This window comes from Mycobacterium sp. NGS58 (assembly GCF_059812385.1).
The window spans coordinates 145043-159912 of record NZ_JCALCO010000007.1 but is presented as its reverse complement, the minus strand read 5'-3'; the positions used below and the strand labels follow the sequence as shown (position 1 = coordinate 159912).

Below are 14870 nucleotides of genomic sequence, written 5' to 3'. Positions count from 1 at the left end.
GTCGACCGTCGAAGAATCCCAGGAGGAACGCGCGTGGCCCAACTGCTCAGAGTCCACAACTTCATGCTGTCGCGCGACGGCTTCGGCGCGGGGCTGAACCAATGCCTCGAGCGGCCGTTCGGCGATGCCGACCAACCCGCCCTGTTCGCGTGGGTCGGCGCGACGGCGAGCTGGGTGGGCCGCAGCGAGCCGGGCGGGACACGCGGCCTCGACGACTATTTCGCACGAGACTTCAGGAACAACATCGGCGCGGAGATCATGGGCCGCAACAAGTTCAGCCCTCACCGCGGTCCCTGGGAGGACCACCCCGACTGGCAGGGATGGTGGGGCGACGAACCGCCGTTCCATACGCCGGTGTTCGTCATGACACACCATGCGCGCCCGTCACTGGCCTTGGGAGAGACAACGTTTCACTTCGTCTCCGATGATCCGGCGAGTGTCCTGGAACAGGCGAAAGCGGCCGCGGCCGGCAAGGATGTCCGCCTCGGAGGGGGCGCGACCACCGTCCGGCAATTCCTCGACGCCGGTCTGGTCGACACTCTCCACGTTGCGGTCGCCGACGTCGACATCGGCGCCGGATCGCGACTCTGGGAGTCACCGGACGAGCTCGAAGACCGGTTCCACCACGAGGTGGTGCCCAGCCCAAGTGGGGTCACGCACCACCTGTTCTGGCGGAGATGACGGCTGTGCCCGGCGTCGGAGCCCGTCACTAGACTGGCCGACGTGCTCATCGGTTCACACGTCCACAACGACGACCCGCTGGCCGCCGCGCAAGCCGACGGCGCCGACGTGGTGCAGTTCTTCCTCGGCAACCCACAGAGCTGGAAGAAACCGAAGCCCCGCGACGATGCCGAGGCGCTCAAGGCCTCGACCGTGCCGCTGTACGTCCACGCGCCGTACCTCATCAACGTCGCATCGGCGAACAATCGCATCCGGATCCCGTCGCGCAAGATCCTGCAGGACACCTGCGACGCGGCCGCGGAAATCAACGCGACCGCGGTCATCGTGCACGGCGGCCACGCCGACGACGACGACATGGAAGCCGGCTTCGAGCGGTGGGTCAAGGCGCTGGACTACCTGGAAACAGACGTGCAGGTGTATCTGGAAAACACCGCCGGCGGCGACCACGCGATGGCCCGCTATTTCGACACCATCGGCAAACTGTGGGATCACATCGGCGACAAGGGAATTGGCTTCTGCCTGGACACCTGTCACGCCTGGGCCGCCGGTGAGGCCCTGATCGATGCGGTCGACAGGATCAAGGCCCTGACCGGACGCATCGACCTGGTGCACTGCAACGACTCGAGGGACGCGGCGGGATCCGGTGCGGACCGGCACGCCAACTTCGGCACCGGCCAGATTGACCCGGCGCTGCTGGTCGCCGTGGTCGAGGCCGCCGGTGCGCCGGTGATCTGCGAAACCGCGGACGAGGGACGCAAGGACGACATCGCCTTTTTGCGGGAGAACACCGCGGGCTGACCGCGCCCGACTGTTACACCTCTTGTGCAACTGTCGGAAAAATGTAACATTGGTGCAATGTCGGATACGCATGTCGTGACCAACCAGGTCCCGCCCCTGGAGAACCACAATCCCGCCAGCTCCGCGGTGCTGATCGAGGCGCTGATCCGCGAGGGCGGGCAGTGGGGCCTGGACGAGGTGAACGAGGTGGGCGCGCTCTCGGCCACCCGGCAGGCGCAGCGGTGGGGCGAACTCGCCGACCGCAACCGGCCCGTCCTGCACACCCATGACCGCAACGGTCACCGCGTCGACGAGGTCGAATACGACCCGGCCTATCACGAGCTGATGCGCGCCGCGGTCGCGCATGGCATGCACGCCGCGCCCTGGGCCGACGAGCGCCCCGGTGCGCACGTCGTGCGCGCCGCCAAAACTTCGGTGTGGACGGTGGAACCGGGCCACATCTGCCCGATCTCGATGACGTACGCCGTCGTTCCGGCGCTGCGCTGCAATCCCGAGCTGGCCGAGGTCTACGAGCCGCTGTTGACCAGCCGCGAATACGACCCCGAGCTCAGGCTCGCCACCACCAAGCCGGGCATCACCGCGGGCATGTCGATGACCGAGAAACAGGGTGGCTCCGACGTCCGCGCGGGCACCACCCAGGCGACCCCGAACGCCGACGGCAGTTATAGCTTGACCGGTCACAAGTGGTTCACCTCGGCGCCGATGTGCGACATCTTCCTGGTGCTGGCGCAGGCGCCGGGCGGACTGTCCTGCTTCCTGCTGCCCCGGGTCCTGCCCGACGGCACCCGCAACCGGATGTTCCTGCAGCGCCTCAAGGACAAGCTCGGCAACCACGCCAACGCGTCCAGCGAGGTCGAATACGACGGCGCGATCGCATGGCTGGTGGGGGAGGAAGGGCGCGGCGTGCCCACCATCATCGAGATGGTCAACCTCACCCGGCTGGACTGCACGTTGGGCAGCGCCACCAGCATGCGCACCGGCCTGACCCGTGCGATTTATCACGCCCAGCACCGAAAGGCCTTCGGCGCCTACCTGATCGACCAACCGCTGATGCGCAACGTGCTGGCCGATCTGGCGGTCGAAGCGGAGGCGGCCACCATGGTCGCGATGCGGATGGCCGGCGCCACCGACAAGGCGGTGCGCGGCGACCAGCGAGAGGCGCTGCTGCGCCGCATCGGCCTGGCGGCCAGCAAGTACTGGGTGTGCAAGCGCTCCACGCCGCACGCCGCCGAGGCACTGGAATGCCTGGGCGGCAACGGCTATGTCGAGGACTCCGGGATGCCGTGGCTGTATCGCGAGGCGCCGCTGATGGGCATCTGGGAGGGTTCGGGCAACGTCAGCGCACTGGACACGTTGCGCGCCATGGCGACTCGCCCCGAATGCGTGGAGGTGCTGTTCGACGAGCTGGCCGACGGCGCGGGACAGGACCGGCGGCTCGCCAACCACGTTGAGGCGCTGAAGAAGCAGCTCGGCGACCTGGAGACCATCGCCTACCGCGGCCGCAAGGTGGCCGAAGACATCTGCCTGGCGCTGCAGGGCTCGCTGCTGGTGCGCCACGGCCATCCCGCCGTCGCCGAGGCGTTCCTGACCACCCGGCTCGACCGGCAGTGGGGCGGTGCCTTCGGCACCATGCCGGACGGGCTCGACCTCGCGCCGATCCTGGAGCGGGCGCTGGTAAAGGGCTGAGCCGCAACATGACTCGCGCTGGCGACGATGCAGAGCGAAGCGATGAGGAGGAGTGGCGCCATTGACCCACGCGATCAGGCCGGTCGACTTCGACAACCTCAAGACGATGACCTACGAGGTCACCGACCGGGTTGCGCGGATCACGTTCAACCGGCCGGACAAAGGCAACGCGATCGTCGCGGACACCCCGCTGGAGCTCTCGGCCCTGGTGGAGCGCGCCGATCTCGACCCGAATGTTCATGTCATCCTGGTGTCCGGTCGTGGCGAGGGTTTCTGCGCGGGCTTCGACCTGAGCGCCTACGCGGATCGCACCGGCTCGGCCGGCGGCACCGGTGCCTATCAGGGCACCGTGCTGGACGGAAAGACCCAGGCGGTCAACCATTTGGCCGATCAGCCCTGGGATCCGATGATCGACTACCAGATGATGAGTCGCTTCGTGCGGGGCTTCTCCAGCCTCATGCACGCCGACAAGCCGACGGTGGTCAAGATCCACGGATACTGCGTGGCCGGCGGCACCGACATCGCACTGCACGCCGACCAGGTGATCGCCGCCGCCGACGCCAAGATCGGCTACCCGCCGACCCGGGTGTGGGGCGTCCCGGCGGCCGGGCTGTGGGCGCACCGCCTGGGTGACCAGCGCGCGAAACGGCTGTTGTTCACCGGCGATTGCATCACCGGCGCGCAGGCCGCCGAGTGGGGATGGGCAATCGAGGCGCCGGACCCGGCGGACCTCGACGAGCGCACCGAGCGGCTGGTCGAGCGGATCGCGGCGGTCCCCGTCAACCAGCTGATCATGGTCAAGCTCGCGCTGAATTCCGCACTGCTGCAACAGGGCGTGGCGACCAGCCGGATGGTCAGCACGGTGTTCGACGGTGTCGCCCGCCATACGCCCGAAGGACACGCCTTCGTCGCGGACGCCGTCGAGCACGGATTCCGTGAGGCGGTGCGGCACCGCGACGAACCGTTCGGCGACCACGGCCGCCGCGCCTCCGGGGTGTAACCATGCCGGACATGACGGCGCGGTCGGTGGTGCTCAGCGTGCTGCTCGGCGCCCACCCCGCCCACGCCCGGGCCAGCGAGTTAGTCAGGCTTACTTCCGATTTCGGTATCAAGGAGCCGACGCTTCGGGTGGCGCTGACGCGCATGGTCGGTGCCGGTGACCTGATCCGCTCCGCGGACGGCTACCGGCTCTCGGATCGCCTGCTGGCTCGTCAGCGCCGCCAGGACGACGCCATCGACCCGCGGCTGCGCCCCTGGAGCGGGGAGTGGGTCACGCTGATCGTGACCAGCGTGGGGAAGGATGCGCGGACCCGCGCGGCACTGCGAATTACCCTGCACGACAAGCGCTTCGGTGAACTCCGCGAAGGAGTGTGGATGCGCCCCGACAACATCGATGCGGACGCCGGTCCCGAGGTCACCGCCCAGGCGAGGGTGCTGCGGACGCGCGACGACGACCCCGGCGAACTTGCCCAGCAGCTGTGGGACCTGCCCGCCTGGGCTCAGACCGGCCATCGGCTGCTCGACGAGATGTCCGCGGCGCCAGACATTCCCGGCCGTTTCCTGGTGGCCGCGGCGATGGTGCGCCACCTGCTCACCGACCCGGTGTTGCCCGACGAGCTGCTGCCGGCCGGCTGGCCCGGCGCCCGGTTGCGGGCGGCATACCACGACTTTGCCGCTGAGCTGCTTCGGCGGCGCGAACCACTATTTGCGGAGGCGACATGACTGACCCGGTGCGTATCGAGCGCAACGGCCCGGTGACCACGGTGATCATCAACCGGCCGGGGGCCCGTAACGCGGTCAACGGCCCGACGGCCGCCGCGCTGTATGCCGCGTTCGAGGAGTTCGACCGCGATGACACCGCGTCGGTGGCCGTGCTGTGGGGCGATAATGGGACATTCTGCGCCGGAGCCGATTTGAAGGCCTTCGGCACGTCCGACGCCAACGCCGTGCATCGCACGGGCCCGGGTCCGATGGGCCCGACCCGGATGGTGCTGTCCAAACCCGTGATCGCCGCGGTGAGCGGCTACGCCGTCGCGGGCGGCCTGGAATTGGCCATCTGGTGTGACATGCGGGTGGCCGAGGAGGGCGCGGTGTTCGGCGTGTTCTGCCGGCGCTGGGGCGTTCCCCTGATCGACGGCGGCACCGTGCGGTTGCCCAGGCTGATCGGGCACAGCCGGGCGATGGACATGATCCTCACCGGCCGCGCGGTGGGCGCCGACGAGGCCCTGGCCATGGGATTGGCGAATCTCGTTGTCCCCAAGGGCCAGTCGCGCCAGGCCGCGGAGGAGCTGGCGGCACAACTGGCGGCGCTGCCGCAGCAGTGCCTGCGATCGGACCGGCTTTCGGCGCTGAACCAATGGGGGACAACAGAATCCGAGGCAATGGATTTCGAATTCGCGAGCATCGCCCGGGTGGCCGCGGAGGCGAACGAAGGGGCCGGGCGTTTCGCGTCGGGTGCCGGACGGCACGGGGCGCCAGCAGGGTAACCGACGTTTGGCTCCTGAGTTACGGTGCCAGCCTCACCCGGCCGGGCGGCGTGGGCGGCGTGGGCGGCGAGTCTGTACCACCCCCGCCCCCGCTGGGAGGACCCCCAGGCGCGGGAGCGGCGGGCGGCTCCTGCTGCGGTCCCGGCGGCGGCTCCTGTTGCGGCGCTGGCTGTTTCGCTTGCGGCGGCTTCACGACGGGCTGGGGTGGCGTCATGATTTGAACCGTCGGCGGCGGGGCCGGCGGAAGTTGCGGTGGGTCCGGCTGGCCCGTCTCCCCCGAGGGAAACTGCCATGCCAGGGCGGCGTAGCGCGGGTGCGCGGTGCCCCGCTGCGTCGGGTCCTGCGATCCGGGCACGGGATTCGCCAAGGCCGAGATGGAAGCGATCTTCGCTTGATTGTTCGGACAGTAGGCCTCGACCGCGGCGGAGATGAAGCGGGCAACGGTGCGCATCACGCGGTCGGGAGGGTATGGGCCGCCGCCCGCGTTGGCGTTGAACGCCCGTTGCTTCATGTCGTCGACCACGCCGTCGACCGGCATTCCGCCGTCGAGTTGGCGACAAATCCTGTGGGCGGCGGCGATGAGGCTCGGCACATTCTCGAGGGCGGGGATTTGCTTTTGGTCGAGCAGTGCCACGAACTGATCGTCGGGGTTGGGATCGGCCGCCGCGGTGCCGTGGGGCAGCATGACGACGCCGGTCAGTACCACGAAGGCCGTAACCAGGGCGCTGGCGTCGTTGGTGCTGAACATGACGGATTCCGTTCTGCCGGCACGATCATATGCCGCGGCTCTGCGCGCGGCACCTCGAGCGGCAGAGAAGACGGTTGTGGTGCAACCGCAAACGCTGCTCCGGCAAATCTCGACCGCTCCGCGGCGCGGACCACGGCGGCGCTGGTGAAAACCGATGCCGGCCAACGAATACCGGTCAGCCGCCCTTGTTGATCGTGTTGCCCGAACCCAGCTCGTCGACCTTGGGCGTGCCGTCCTTGTAGGTGATGGTGTTGTCCATTCCCAGCACCGTGATGCGGGTGTTGACCTTGTCGAAGGTGATCTTGTTGTTGGCGCCGGTGACGGTGGCCGACTCGCAGGTGCCCGTGACGGTCAGCGTGTTATTCGAGCCGCCGACGTTCAGCGATTTTCCGCTTGCGCAGTCGAGGGTGGTGGTCGTGCCCATCGATCCGTAGTTCATCGTGTTGCCGATCTCGAGGGACGCGGTGGTGCTCGCCCCGCTCGATCCCGTCGTCGGAGCGGCGCCGGCACTGGTCGTCGCGCTCGTCGCGCTGCTTTTGGTCGTGGTCGTCGATGAGCCCGCCGGCGGGCCGGCCGTCGAACTGCAACTGGACAGCACCAGGGCTACGGCGGCCGGCGTCATCGCGAACACGGCCAGGCGCAACGAACGGTCACGGATGTAGGCGGGCATGGTTCCTCGATTCTGTTCGGATGATGTTGTGGTGCCGTGGTTTAGCCCGGCACCTGCTGGAGCCGGTTGGTCATGCCCAGTTCGCGGCCGCGGTCCCACAGGGCGGGTTGGCCGCCCTTGTAGAACACCGTCTGGTTGTAGCCGTACACGGTGATGTCGTGCGACACCGAGTCGGCGATGACGGTGTTCGACGAACCCATCACCGTCACGGCGTAGCAGTTGCCCAGCGCGGTGACGTCGTTGCCGGTGCCGTTGACCATCAGCGTGGCGTCGTTGCAGTCGATCGTCTGCTCGATGCCCTCCCCGACGATGTGTGTGTCACCGTTCTTGGCCTGCGCGACGCGCGGCGGCGCGGCGGAGGTGGCAACGACGGCGATGACACAGGTGGCCAGTGACCCGGCGACAGTCGTCCACTTCACTGCGGGCCCCCTTTTGGACGGGTCGGCTGCTCGAAACGAGGCAAGCATGACATTACGTCCATTTGCCCGCTTGCCGGCAGACTTTGATTTCCTTGGCCCGGCGCTCATATCCCCATATCCCGATGAGATTAAAGTCTGGAAGCTCGTCAACTAGAGTCATTAGTTAACCGCAACCCGTTCATGCGATCGAAGGGCGACGCCATGGCAGTTCCACCGGATCCGCCGTCGGCGGCCGGGCGCCAACGCGCGGGACGGCCCGCTTCCCGTCCGGCCAAGCTGAGCCGGGACGGGATCATCGACGGCGCCCTGACGTTTTTGGACCGCGAGGGCTGGGACGCGCTGACCATCAACGCGCTGGCGATGCAGCTGGGTACCAAGGGGCCGTCGCTGTACAACCACGTCGACAGCCTGGAGGATCTGCGGCGCGCGGTGCGGATCCGCGTCATCGACGACATCATCACGATGCTGAACCGGGTCGGCGAGGGCCGCGCCCGCGACGACGCGGTGCTGGTGATGGCCGGTGCCTACCGCAGCTACGCCCACCACCATCCCGGCCGCTACTCGGCCTTCACCCGGATGCCGTTGGGCGGCGACGACCCCGAATACACAGCCGCGACCCGCGGCGCGGCCGCACCGGTGATCGCGGTGCTGTCCTCCTACGGCCTGGACGGCGAGGCGGCCTTTCACGCGGCAATCGAGTTCTGGTCCGCGATGCACGGCTTCGTTTTGCTGGAGATGACCGGGGTGATGGACGAGATCGACACCGACGCGTTGTTCTCCGACATGGTGCTGCGGCTGGCGGCGGGCCTGGAAAGGCGCACCGCCGCCGATGGTGCGCTGCACTAGCCAGAGGGCGACCCGCTGCGCCCGGCTACGCCCGCCACTAGCGCCGATGGTGGCGACCCGCTGCGCCCGGCTACGCCGCACTTGCGATCGCCACTAGCACCGCCGTCGCTTTGACCTGCGAGACCGGCGGCGGGTATTGTGGTCCCTCGTGCCTGGCGGCTTACGGCGCCTAACCGTAAGGGAGTGAATGCCGGGCGAATTCGCGTGTCCACGAAGCATCGGACCTCCTCCGATGCGCAGCGCATGCGACACACCCGGACGCGGGGTGACGCGGCCGGACATAACTGCAGTACACAGACTTGACAACGCTCGAAGTATGCCGAACACGAACACAGAAAGCCGGTAGATGCCAACCATTCAGCAGCTGGTCCGCAAGGGTCGCCGCGACAAGGTCGCCAAGGTCAAGACCGCGGCCCTGAAGGGCAGCCCGCAGCGCCGTGGCGTATGCACCCGCGTGTACACCACCACCCCGAAGAAGCCGAACTCGGCGCTTCGGAAGGTCGCCCGCGTGAAGCTGACGAGCCAGGTTGAGGTCACCGCCTACATCCCCGGCGAGGGCCACAACCTGCAGGAGCACTCGATGGTGCTGGTGCGCGGCGGCCGGGTGAAGGACCTGCCCGGTGTCCGGTACAAGATCATCCGCGGTTCGCTCGACACCCAGGGCGTCAAGAACCGCAAGCAGGCTCGCAGCCGTTACGGCGCCAAGAAGGAGAAGAGCTGATGCCGCGCAAGGGGCCCGCGCCGAAGCGTCCGCTGGTCAATGACCCGGTCTACGGGTCGCAGCTGGTGACGCAGCTGGTGAACAAAGTTCTGCTGGACGGGAAGAAATCGCTGGCCGAACGCATTGTTTATGGAGCGCTCGAGAATGCCCGGGAAAAGACCGGCACGGACCCGGTGATCACGCTCAAGCGCGCAATGGACAACGTCAAGCCCTCCCTCGAGGTGCGCAGCCGCCGCGTCGGTGGCGCTACGTACCAGGTCCCCGTCGAGGTGCGTCCGGATCGCTCCGTGACGCTGGCTCTGCGTTGGTTGGTCAGCTTCTCCAAGCAACGCCGCGAGAAAACCATGGTCGAGCGGCTGGCCAACGAGATCCTGGATGCCAGCAATGGCCTCGGTGCCGCAGTCAAGCGGCGCGAGGACACCCACAAGATGGCCGAGGCCAACCGCGCGTTTGCGCACTATCGCTGGTAGGGCTCCAACGGCGCCAAAGGCAGTGTGGCCGGGCGCCAACCGACCGCGAACTAATCAAGCAATCGAAAGAGTGGGAAGACTTCTGTGGCACAGAAGGACGTGCTGACCGACCTGACCAAGGTCCGCAACATCGGCATCATGGCGCACATCGACGCCGGCAAGACGACGACGACCGAGCGCATCCTCTACTACACCGGTATCAGCTACAAGATCGGTGAGGTGCACGACGGCGCCGCCACCATGGACTGGATGGAGCAGGAGCAGGAGCGGGGGATCACCATCACCTCCGCGGCTACCACCTGCTTCTGGAAAGACAACCAGATCAACATCATCGACACCCCCGGGCACGTCGACTTCACCGTCGAGGTGGAGCGCAGCCTGCGCGTGCTCGACGGTGCGGTGGCCGTCTTCGACGGCAAGGAGGGTGTCGAGCCGCAGTCCGAGCAGGTCTGGCGGCAGGCCGACAAGTACGACGTCCCGCGCATCTGCTTCGTCAACAAGATGGACAAGATCGGGGCCGACTTCTACTTCTCGGTGAGGACGATGGAGGAGCGCCTGGGCGCCAACGCCATCCCGATTCAGCTGCCCGTCGGCTCCGAGGGTGACTTCGAGGGCATCGTCGACCTGGTCGAGATGAACGCGAAGGTGTGGCGCGGCGAGACGAAGCTGGGCGAGACCTACGACACCATCGAGATCCCGGCCGAGCTGGCCGAGAAGGCCGAGGAGTACCGCACCAAGCTGCTCGAGGCCGTCGCGGAGACCGATGAGGCGCTGCTGGAGAAGTATCTCGGCGGCGAAGAGCTGACGATCGAGGAGATCAAGGGCGCCATCCGCAAGCTGACAATCAGCTCGGAGGCCTACCCGGTGCTCTGCGGCAGCGCCTTCAAGAACAAGGGTGTGCAGCCGATGCTGGACGCCGTCATCGACTACCTGCCCTCGCCGCTGGACGTGCCGCCGGCCGTCGGCCACGTTCCGGGCAAGGAGGACGACGAGGTCACCCGCAACCCCTCGACCGACGAGCCGTTCTCCGCGCTCGCGTTCAAGGTCGCGACTCACCCGTTCTTCGGCAAGCTGACCTACGTCCGGGTGTACTCGGGCAAGGTCGACTCCGGCAGCCAGGTCATCAACGCCACCAAGGGCAAGAAGGAGCGGCTGGGCAAGCTGTTCCAGATGCACTCCAATAAGGAGAACCCGGTGGAGACGGCCTCGGCCGGTCACATCTACGCGGTGATCGGGCTCAAGGACACCACCACCGGTGACACCCTGAGTGACCCGAACCAGCAGATCGTGCTGGAGTCGATGACCTTCCCGGACCCGGTCATCGAGGTGGCCATCGAGCCCAAGACGAAGAGCGACCAGGAGAAGCTGTCGCTGTCGATCCAGAAGCTCGCCGAGGAAGACCCGACCTTCAAGGTGCACCAGGACACCGAGACCGGCCAGACCGTCATCGGTGGCATGGGCGAGTTGCACCTGGACATCCTGGTGGACCGGATGCGGCGCGAGTTCAAGGTCGAGGCGAACGTCGGTAAGCCGCAGGTCGCCTACAAGGAGACCATCCGTCGCGTGGCGGAGAAGGTCGAGTTCACCCACAAGAAGCAGACGGGTGGCTCGGGCCAGTTCGCGAAGGTGCTGATCAACCTCGAGCCGTTCCACGGCGAGGACGGTGCGACCTACGAGTTCGAGAACAAGGTCACCGGTGGCCGTATCCCGCGTGAGTACATCCCGTCGGTGGACGCCGGAGCCCAGGACGCGATGCAGTACGGCGTGCTGGCAGGCTATCCGCTGGTGAACTTGAAGGTCACCCTGCTCGACGGGGCGTTCCACGAGGTCGACTCGTCGGAGATGGCGTTCAAGATCGCAGGTTCGCAGGTGCTGAAAAAGGCTGCGCAGCAAGCGCAGCCGGTCATCCTGGAACCGATCATGGCCGTCGAGGTCACCACGCCCGAGGACTACATGGGCGACGTGATCGGCGACCTGAACTCCCGCCGCGGCCAGATCCAGGCCATGGAGGAGCGCAGCGGTGCGCGCGTCGTCAAGGCGCACGTGCCGCTGTCGGAGATGTTCGGCTACGTCGGCGACCTGAGGTCCAAGACGCAAGGCCGGGCGAATTACTCCATGGTGTTCGATTCGTACGCCGAAGTGCCGGCGAACGTGTCAAAGGAGATCATCGCGAAGGCGACGGGTCAGTAGAAAACCCTCGGAGTAATCTTGCCGGGTCATTGGAATGCCTTGGACGCGGCACAACTGAAAACACCAACACTGCTTTAACAAGCACCAACTAGTCCAGGAGGACACAGAAGTGGCGAAGGCGAAGTTCGAGCGGACGAAGCCGCACGTCAACATCGGGACCATTGGTCACGTTGACCACGGCAAGACCACGCTGACCGCGGCTATCACCAAGGTTCTGCACGACAAGTACCCCAACCTGAACGAGTCCCGCGCGTTCGACCAGATCGACAACGCGCCCGAGGAGCGTCAGCGCGGTATCACCATCAACATCTCCCACGTGGAGTACCAGACCGAGAAGCGCCACTACGCACACGTCGACGCCCCGGGCCACGCCGACTACATCAAGAACATGATCACCGGTGCGGCCCAGATGGACGGCGCCATCCTGGTGGTCGCCGCCACCGACGGCCCGATGCCGCAGACCCGTGAGCACGTGCTGCTGGCCCGTCAGGTCGGCGTGCCTTACATCCTGGTCGCGCTGAACAAGGCCGACATGGTCGACGACGAGGAGCTGCTCGAGCTCGTCGAGATGGAGGTCCGCGAACTGCTGGCCGCCCAGGAGTTCGACGAGGACGCCCCGGTCGTGCGGGTCTCGGCGCTCAAGGCGCTCGAGGGCGACGCCAAGTGGGTCGAGTCCGTCGAGCAGCTCATGGAGGCCGTCGACGAGTCGATCCCGGACCCGGTCCGCGAGACGGAGAAGCCGTTCCTGATGCCCGTCGAGGACGTCTTCACCATCACCGGTCGTGGCACGGTGGTCACCGGTCGTGTCGAGCGCGGCATCATCAACGTCAACGAAGAGGTCGAGATCGTCGGCATCAAGCCGACCAGCACCAAGACCACCGTCACCGGCGTGGAGATGTTCCGCAAGCTGCTCGACCAGGGTCAGGCCGGCGACAACGTCGGGCTGTTGCTGCGTGGTATCAAGCGTGAGGACGTCGAGCGCGGTCAGGTCGTGACCAAGCCCGGCACCACCACCCCGCACACCGAGTTCGAGGGCCAGGTCTACATCCTGTCCAAGGACGAGGGCGGCCGGCACACGCCGTTCTTCAACAACTACCGTCCGCAGTTCTACTTCCGCACCACCGACGTGACCGGTGTGGTGACGCTGCCGGAGGGCACCGAAATGGTGATGCCCGGTGACAACACCAACATCTCGGTGAAGCTGATCCAGCCCGTCGCCATGGACGACGGTCTGCGGTTCGCGATCCGTGAGGGTGGCCGCACCGTCGGCGCCGGCCGGGTCGTCAAGATCATCAAGTAGTTCCGGATCGTCGCAGGGCCCGGATCGCCGACTCGGCAATCCGGGCTTTGTGCGTTTGAGCCCAGCTGGTACCAAAGCGGAGGAGTCCCTGCGGCAGGGGTGGCCTCTGGTCTACGATTTGCCCAATATTTCCTGACCGGAGCGTTGCGGGGGGTGCCATGTCGTTCGTTCAAGCGACGCCCGAATTCGTAGAGGCCGCCGCGGGGGACCTGGCCACGATCGGGTCGACGATCAGCTCCGCCAACACCGCCGCGATGGGTCCGACATCGGGCGTGCTGGCCCCCGGCGCCGACGAGGTGTCGGTGAGTATCGCCGCGCTCTTCGACGCGCACTCCCAGGTCTATCAGGCGCTCAGCGCCCAGGCGACCGCGTTTCACAGCCAGTTCGTCGAGTTGATGAACGGCGGTGCGGCGCGCTATGCGCTCGCCGAGGCCGCAAACGCCGCGCCGTTGCGGGCCGCGGCGGCCCAGGCGTCGGTGGCCGCGCAGATACCGGCGGTGAGCGCGGGCGCCGTGGGCACGTCGGCGCCGGTCGCGCCCGCCGGGCCGCTGGTGGCGGCGGTGGCGCCGGCTACCACCGGGACACCGGCCGGCACGCCGGTCGCGGCGGCCCCGGCCGGATCGGCGACGCTGGCCTCGGCCACCACGCCGGGCGGCGCGGCGCGAGTGGTGACGCCGTCCTACGCTGCGGCAAGTTCTCCGGCCACCGTCGAGCCGGCGCCGTCGGTGGCGACACCTGTCGGCGCTACCGCCGCCGTCCCGCAGACGGGAGTGCCGACGCAGACCTCGCCGGCTTCGACGATGCCGGTGTCGGCGCGCACGGTGCCGCACGCGTCGGGCGAGGCGCAGCCGGCGCACCCGGCGGGCACCCCGGCCAAGCGGATGCCGGTCGTGCCCCCCGAACGGCTGTAGTTGCCAGACGCGGTTTGCGCGTAATTCATTCGCCACGACTTCGCGAGCGCTAATCTGACACGAATTCCCCAGTAAGCCGAGGAGGGGCATGTGTTAGCGCGCTACCTGAAGGCACAGTTGGTGGTTTTGCTGTGCGGCGGACTGGTCGGACCGATCTTCTTGATCGTGTACTTCACCCTGGGGCTCGGCAGCCTGCTGCAGTGGATGTTCTACGTCGGGTTGCTGATCACCGTGGCCGACGTGTTGGTCGCGCTCGCGTTGGCGAACTATGGGGCCAAGTCGTCGGCCAAGGTCGCCGCGTTGGAGCAGAACGGGGTGTTGGCGCTCGCGCAGATCACCGGGATCACCGAAACCGGTACCTGGGTGAACAACCAGCAGGTGGTCAAGGTGCGCCTACACATCGCCGGCCCGGGAATCCTGCCGTTCGACAGCGAAGACCGCGTGATCGCCAGCGTCACCCGGCTCGGCAACCTCAACGCCCGCAAGGTGGTGGTCCTGGTCAACCCCACCACCAGCGAATACCGGATCGACTGGGAGCGAAGCGCTTTGGTGAACGGCCTGGTGCCCGCGCAGTTCACCGTGGCCGAGGACAACAAGACTTACGACCTGAGCGGGCAGGCGGGCCCGTTGATGGAGATTCTGCAGATCCTCAAGGCCAACAACATCGCGCTCAATCAGATGGTCGACATCCGGTCTAATCCGGCCCTGCGCGCGCAGATCCAGGCGGTCGTGCGCCGAGCGGTCGAACAGCCGGCGCCGGCCGCACAACCGGCCCCGGCCGCCGCGCCGGCCGCGGCGCCCGCGGCGGTCGTCACACCGCCCGAATCGTCGATCGCCGCGCGGTTGCAAGAATTGAAGGATCTACATGCGAGCGGCGCGCTGACCGACGCCGAATACACCAGCCGGCGCGCGTCGATCATCTCCGAAATCTGACGGCTCGTTCC

General features: G+C 67.2%; 16 protein-coding genes. 13 read left to right on the top strand and 3 right to left on the bottom strand.

The annotated features are described in order from the left end of the window. Window positions 1-33 precede the first annotated feature (33 nt). The 6 genes from AC5Y4H_RS09335 (at window position 34) to AC5Y4H_RS09310 (ending at window position 5651) form a co-directional block, all read left to right on the top strand. Entirely contained in the window at window positions 34-681 is a 648-nt protein-coding gene (locus AC5Y4H_RS09335; RefSeq protein WP_499980614.1) for a dihydrofolate reductase family protein, read from the top strand. 42 nt (window positions 682-723) lie between these two features. Next, window positions 724-1479 (top strand): deoxyribonuclease IV, encoded by a 756-nt coding sequence (locus AC5Y4H_RS09330; protein ID WP_499980612.1) that lies wholly within the window; start codon window positions 724-726, stop codon window positions 1477-1479. A 57-nt stretch (window positions 1480-1536) separates the two neighbouring features. Continuing rightward, complete coding sequence (locus AC5Y4H_RS09325) at window positions 1537-3165, top strand: acyl-CoA dehydrogenase family protein (protein WP_499980610.1); 1629 nt, start codon at window positions 1537-1539, stop codon at window positions 3163-3165. A 61-nt stretch (window positions 3166-3226) separates the two neighbouring features. Next, the gene (locus AC5Y4H_RS09320; protein WP_499980758.1) at window positions 3227-4165 is read left to right on the top strand and encodes a crotonase/enoyl-CoA hydratase family protein; all 939 of its coding nucleotides are present in this window, start codon (window positions 3227-3229) and stop codon (window positions 4163-4165) included. A 2-nt stretch (window positions 4166-4167) separates the two neighbouring features. Further along, the gene (locus tag AC5Y4H_RS09315; protein WP_499980608.1) at window positions 4168-4887 is read left to right on the top strand and encodes a PaaX family transcriptional regulator C-terminal domain-containing protein; all 720 of its coding nucleotides are present in this window, start codon (window positions 4168-4170) and stop codon (window positions 4885-4887) included. After that, on the top strand, window positions 4884-5651 hold the full coding sequence (locus tag AC5Y4H_RS09310; protein WP_499980605.1) for a crotonase/enoyl-CoA hydratase family protein: 768 nt from the start codon (window positions 4884-4886) through the stop codon (window positions 5649-5651). Before AC5Y4H_RS09315 ends, AC5Y4H_RS09310 begins: the two co-directional genes overlap by 4 nt. A 19-nt stretch (window positions 5652-5670) precedes the next feature. On the opposite strand, the gene AC5Y4H_RS09305 is transcribed toward AC5Y4H_RS09310, so the two are convergent. The 3 genes from AC5Y4H_RS09305 to AC5Y4H_RS09295 all read right to left on the bottom strand — a co-directional run bounded on the left by AC5Y4H_RS09305 (window position 5671) and on the right by AC5Y4H_RS09295 (window position 7488). After that, window positions 5671-6399: a DUF732 domain-containing protein gene (locus tag AC5Y4H_RS09305; protein WP_499980602.1), complete on the bottom strand. Its 729-nt coding sequence runs from the start codon at window positions 6397-6399 to the stop codon at window positions 5671-5673. A 175-nt stretch (window positions 6400-6574) separates the two neighbouring features. Further along, window positions 6575-7069 (bottom strand): DUF3060 domain-containing protein, encoded by a 495-nt coding sequence (locus AC5Y4H_RS09300; RefSeq protein WP_499980600.1) that lies wholly within the window; start codon window positions 7067-7069, stop codon window positions 6575-6577. Window positions 7070-7110: 41 nt separating this feature from the next. Then, window positions 7111-7488: a DUF3060 domain-containing protein gene (locus AC5Y4H_RS09295; RefSeq protein ID WP_499980598.1), complete on the bottom strand. Its 378-nt coding sequence runs from the start codon at window positions 7486-7488 to the stop codon at window positions 7111-7113. A gap of 201 nt (window positions 7489-7689) precedes the next feature. On the opposite strand from AC5Y4H_RS09295, the gene AC5Y4H_RS09290 reads away from it, so the two are divergent. The 7 genes from AC5Y4H_RS09290 (at window position 7690) to AC5Y4H_RS09260 (ending at window position 14859) form a co-directional block, all read left to right on the top strand. Further along, the gene (locus AC5Y4H_RS09290; RefSeq protein WP_499980596.1) at window positions 7690-8334 is read left to right on the top strand and encodes a TetR/AcrR family transcriptional regulator; all 645 of its coding nucleotides are present in this window, start codon (window positions 7690-7692) and stop codon (window positions 8332-8334) included. Between the two features lie 346 nt (window positions 8335-8680). After that, entirely contained in the window at window positions 8681-9055 is a 375-nt protein-coding gene (gene rpsL / locus AC5Y4H_RS09285) for a 30S ribosomal protein S12 (protein ID WP_007767794.1), read from the top strand. Next, entirely contained in the window at window positions 9055-9525 is a 471-nt protein-coding gene (gene rpsG, locus AC5Y4H_RS09280; RefSeq protein ID WP_007767793.1) for a 30S ribosomal protein S7, read from the top strand. Before rpsL ends, rpsG begins: the two co-directional genes overlap by 1 nt. An 84-nt stretch (window positions 9526-9609) precedes the next feature. Beyond that, complete coding sequence (fusA, locus tag AC5Y4H_RS09275; RefSeq protein ID WP_499980592.1) at window positions 9610-11715, top strand: elongation factor G; 2106 nt, start codon at window positions 9610-9612, stop codon at window positions 11713-11715. Between the two features lie 109 nt (window positions 11716-11824). Further along, a complete protein-coding gene (gene tuf, locus AC5Y4H_RS09270) occupies window positions 11825-13015 on the top strand; it encodes an elongation factor Tu (RefSeq protein ID WP_044483827.1) in 1191 nt (396 codons plus the stop codon). Between the two features lie 158 nt (window positions 13016-13173). After that, the gene (locus tag AC5Y4H_RS09265) at window positions 13174-13926 is read left to right on the top strand and encodes a PE family protein (RefSeq protein WP_499980589.1); all 753 of its coding nucleotides are present in this window, start codon (window positions 13174-13176) and stop codon (window positions 13924-13926) included. Between the two features lie 90 nt (window positions 13927-14016). After that, a complete protein-coding gene (locus AC5Y4H_RS09260; RefSeq protein ID WP_499980587.1) occupies window positions 14017-14859 on the top strand; it encodes an SHOCT domain-containing protein in 843 nt (280 codons plus the stop codon). The last annotated feature ends 11 nt before the right edge of the window (window positions 14860-14870 follow it).

Coding starts and splice junctions, on each gene's coding strand:
- AC5Y4H_RS09325 (WP_499980610.1), top strand. CDS start 1,537: ATGTCGGATACGCATGTCGTGACCAACCAGGTCCCGCCCCTGGAGAAC.
- AC5Y4H_RS09315 (WP_499980608.1), top strand. CDS start 4,168: ATGCCGGACATGACGGCGCGGTCGGTGGTGCTCAGCGTGCTGCTCGGC.
- AC5Y4H_RS09310 (WP_499980605.1), top strand. CDS start 4,884: ATGACTGACCCGGTGCGTATCGAGCGCAACGGCCCGGTGACCACGGTG.
- AC5Y4H_RS09305 (WP_499980602.1), bottom strand. CDS start 6,399: ATGTTCAGCACCAACGACGCCAGCGCCCTGGTTACGGCCTTCGTGGTA.
- AC5Y4H_RS09300 (WP_499980600.1), bottom strand. CDS start 7,069: ATGCCCGCCTACATCCGTGACCGTTCGTTGCGCCTGGCCGTGTTCGCG.
- AC5Y4H_RS09290 (WP_499980596.1), top strand. CDS start 7,690: ATGGCAGTTCCACCGGATCCGCCGTCGGCGGCCGGGCGCCAACGCGCG.
- rpsL (WP_007767794.1), top strand. CDS start 8,681: ATGCCAACCATTCAGCAGCTGGTCCGCAAGGGTCGCCGCGACAAGGTC.
- rpsG (WP_007767793.1), top strand. CDS start 9,055: ATGCCGCGCAAGGGGCCCGCGCCGAAGCGTCCGCTGGTCAATGACCCG.
- AC5Y4H_RS09265 (WP_499980589.1), top strand. CDS start 13,174: ATGTCGTTCGTTCAAGCGACGCCCGAATTCGTAGAGGCCGCCGCGGGG.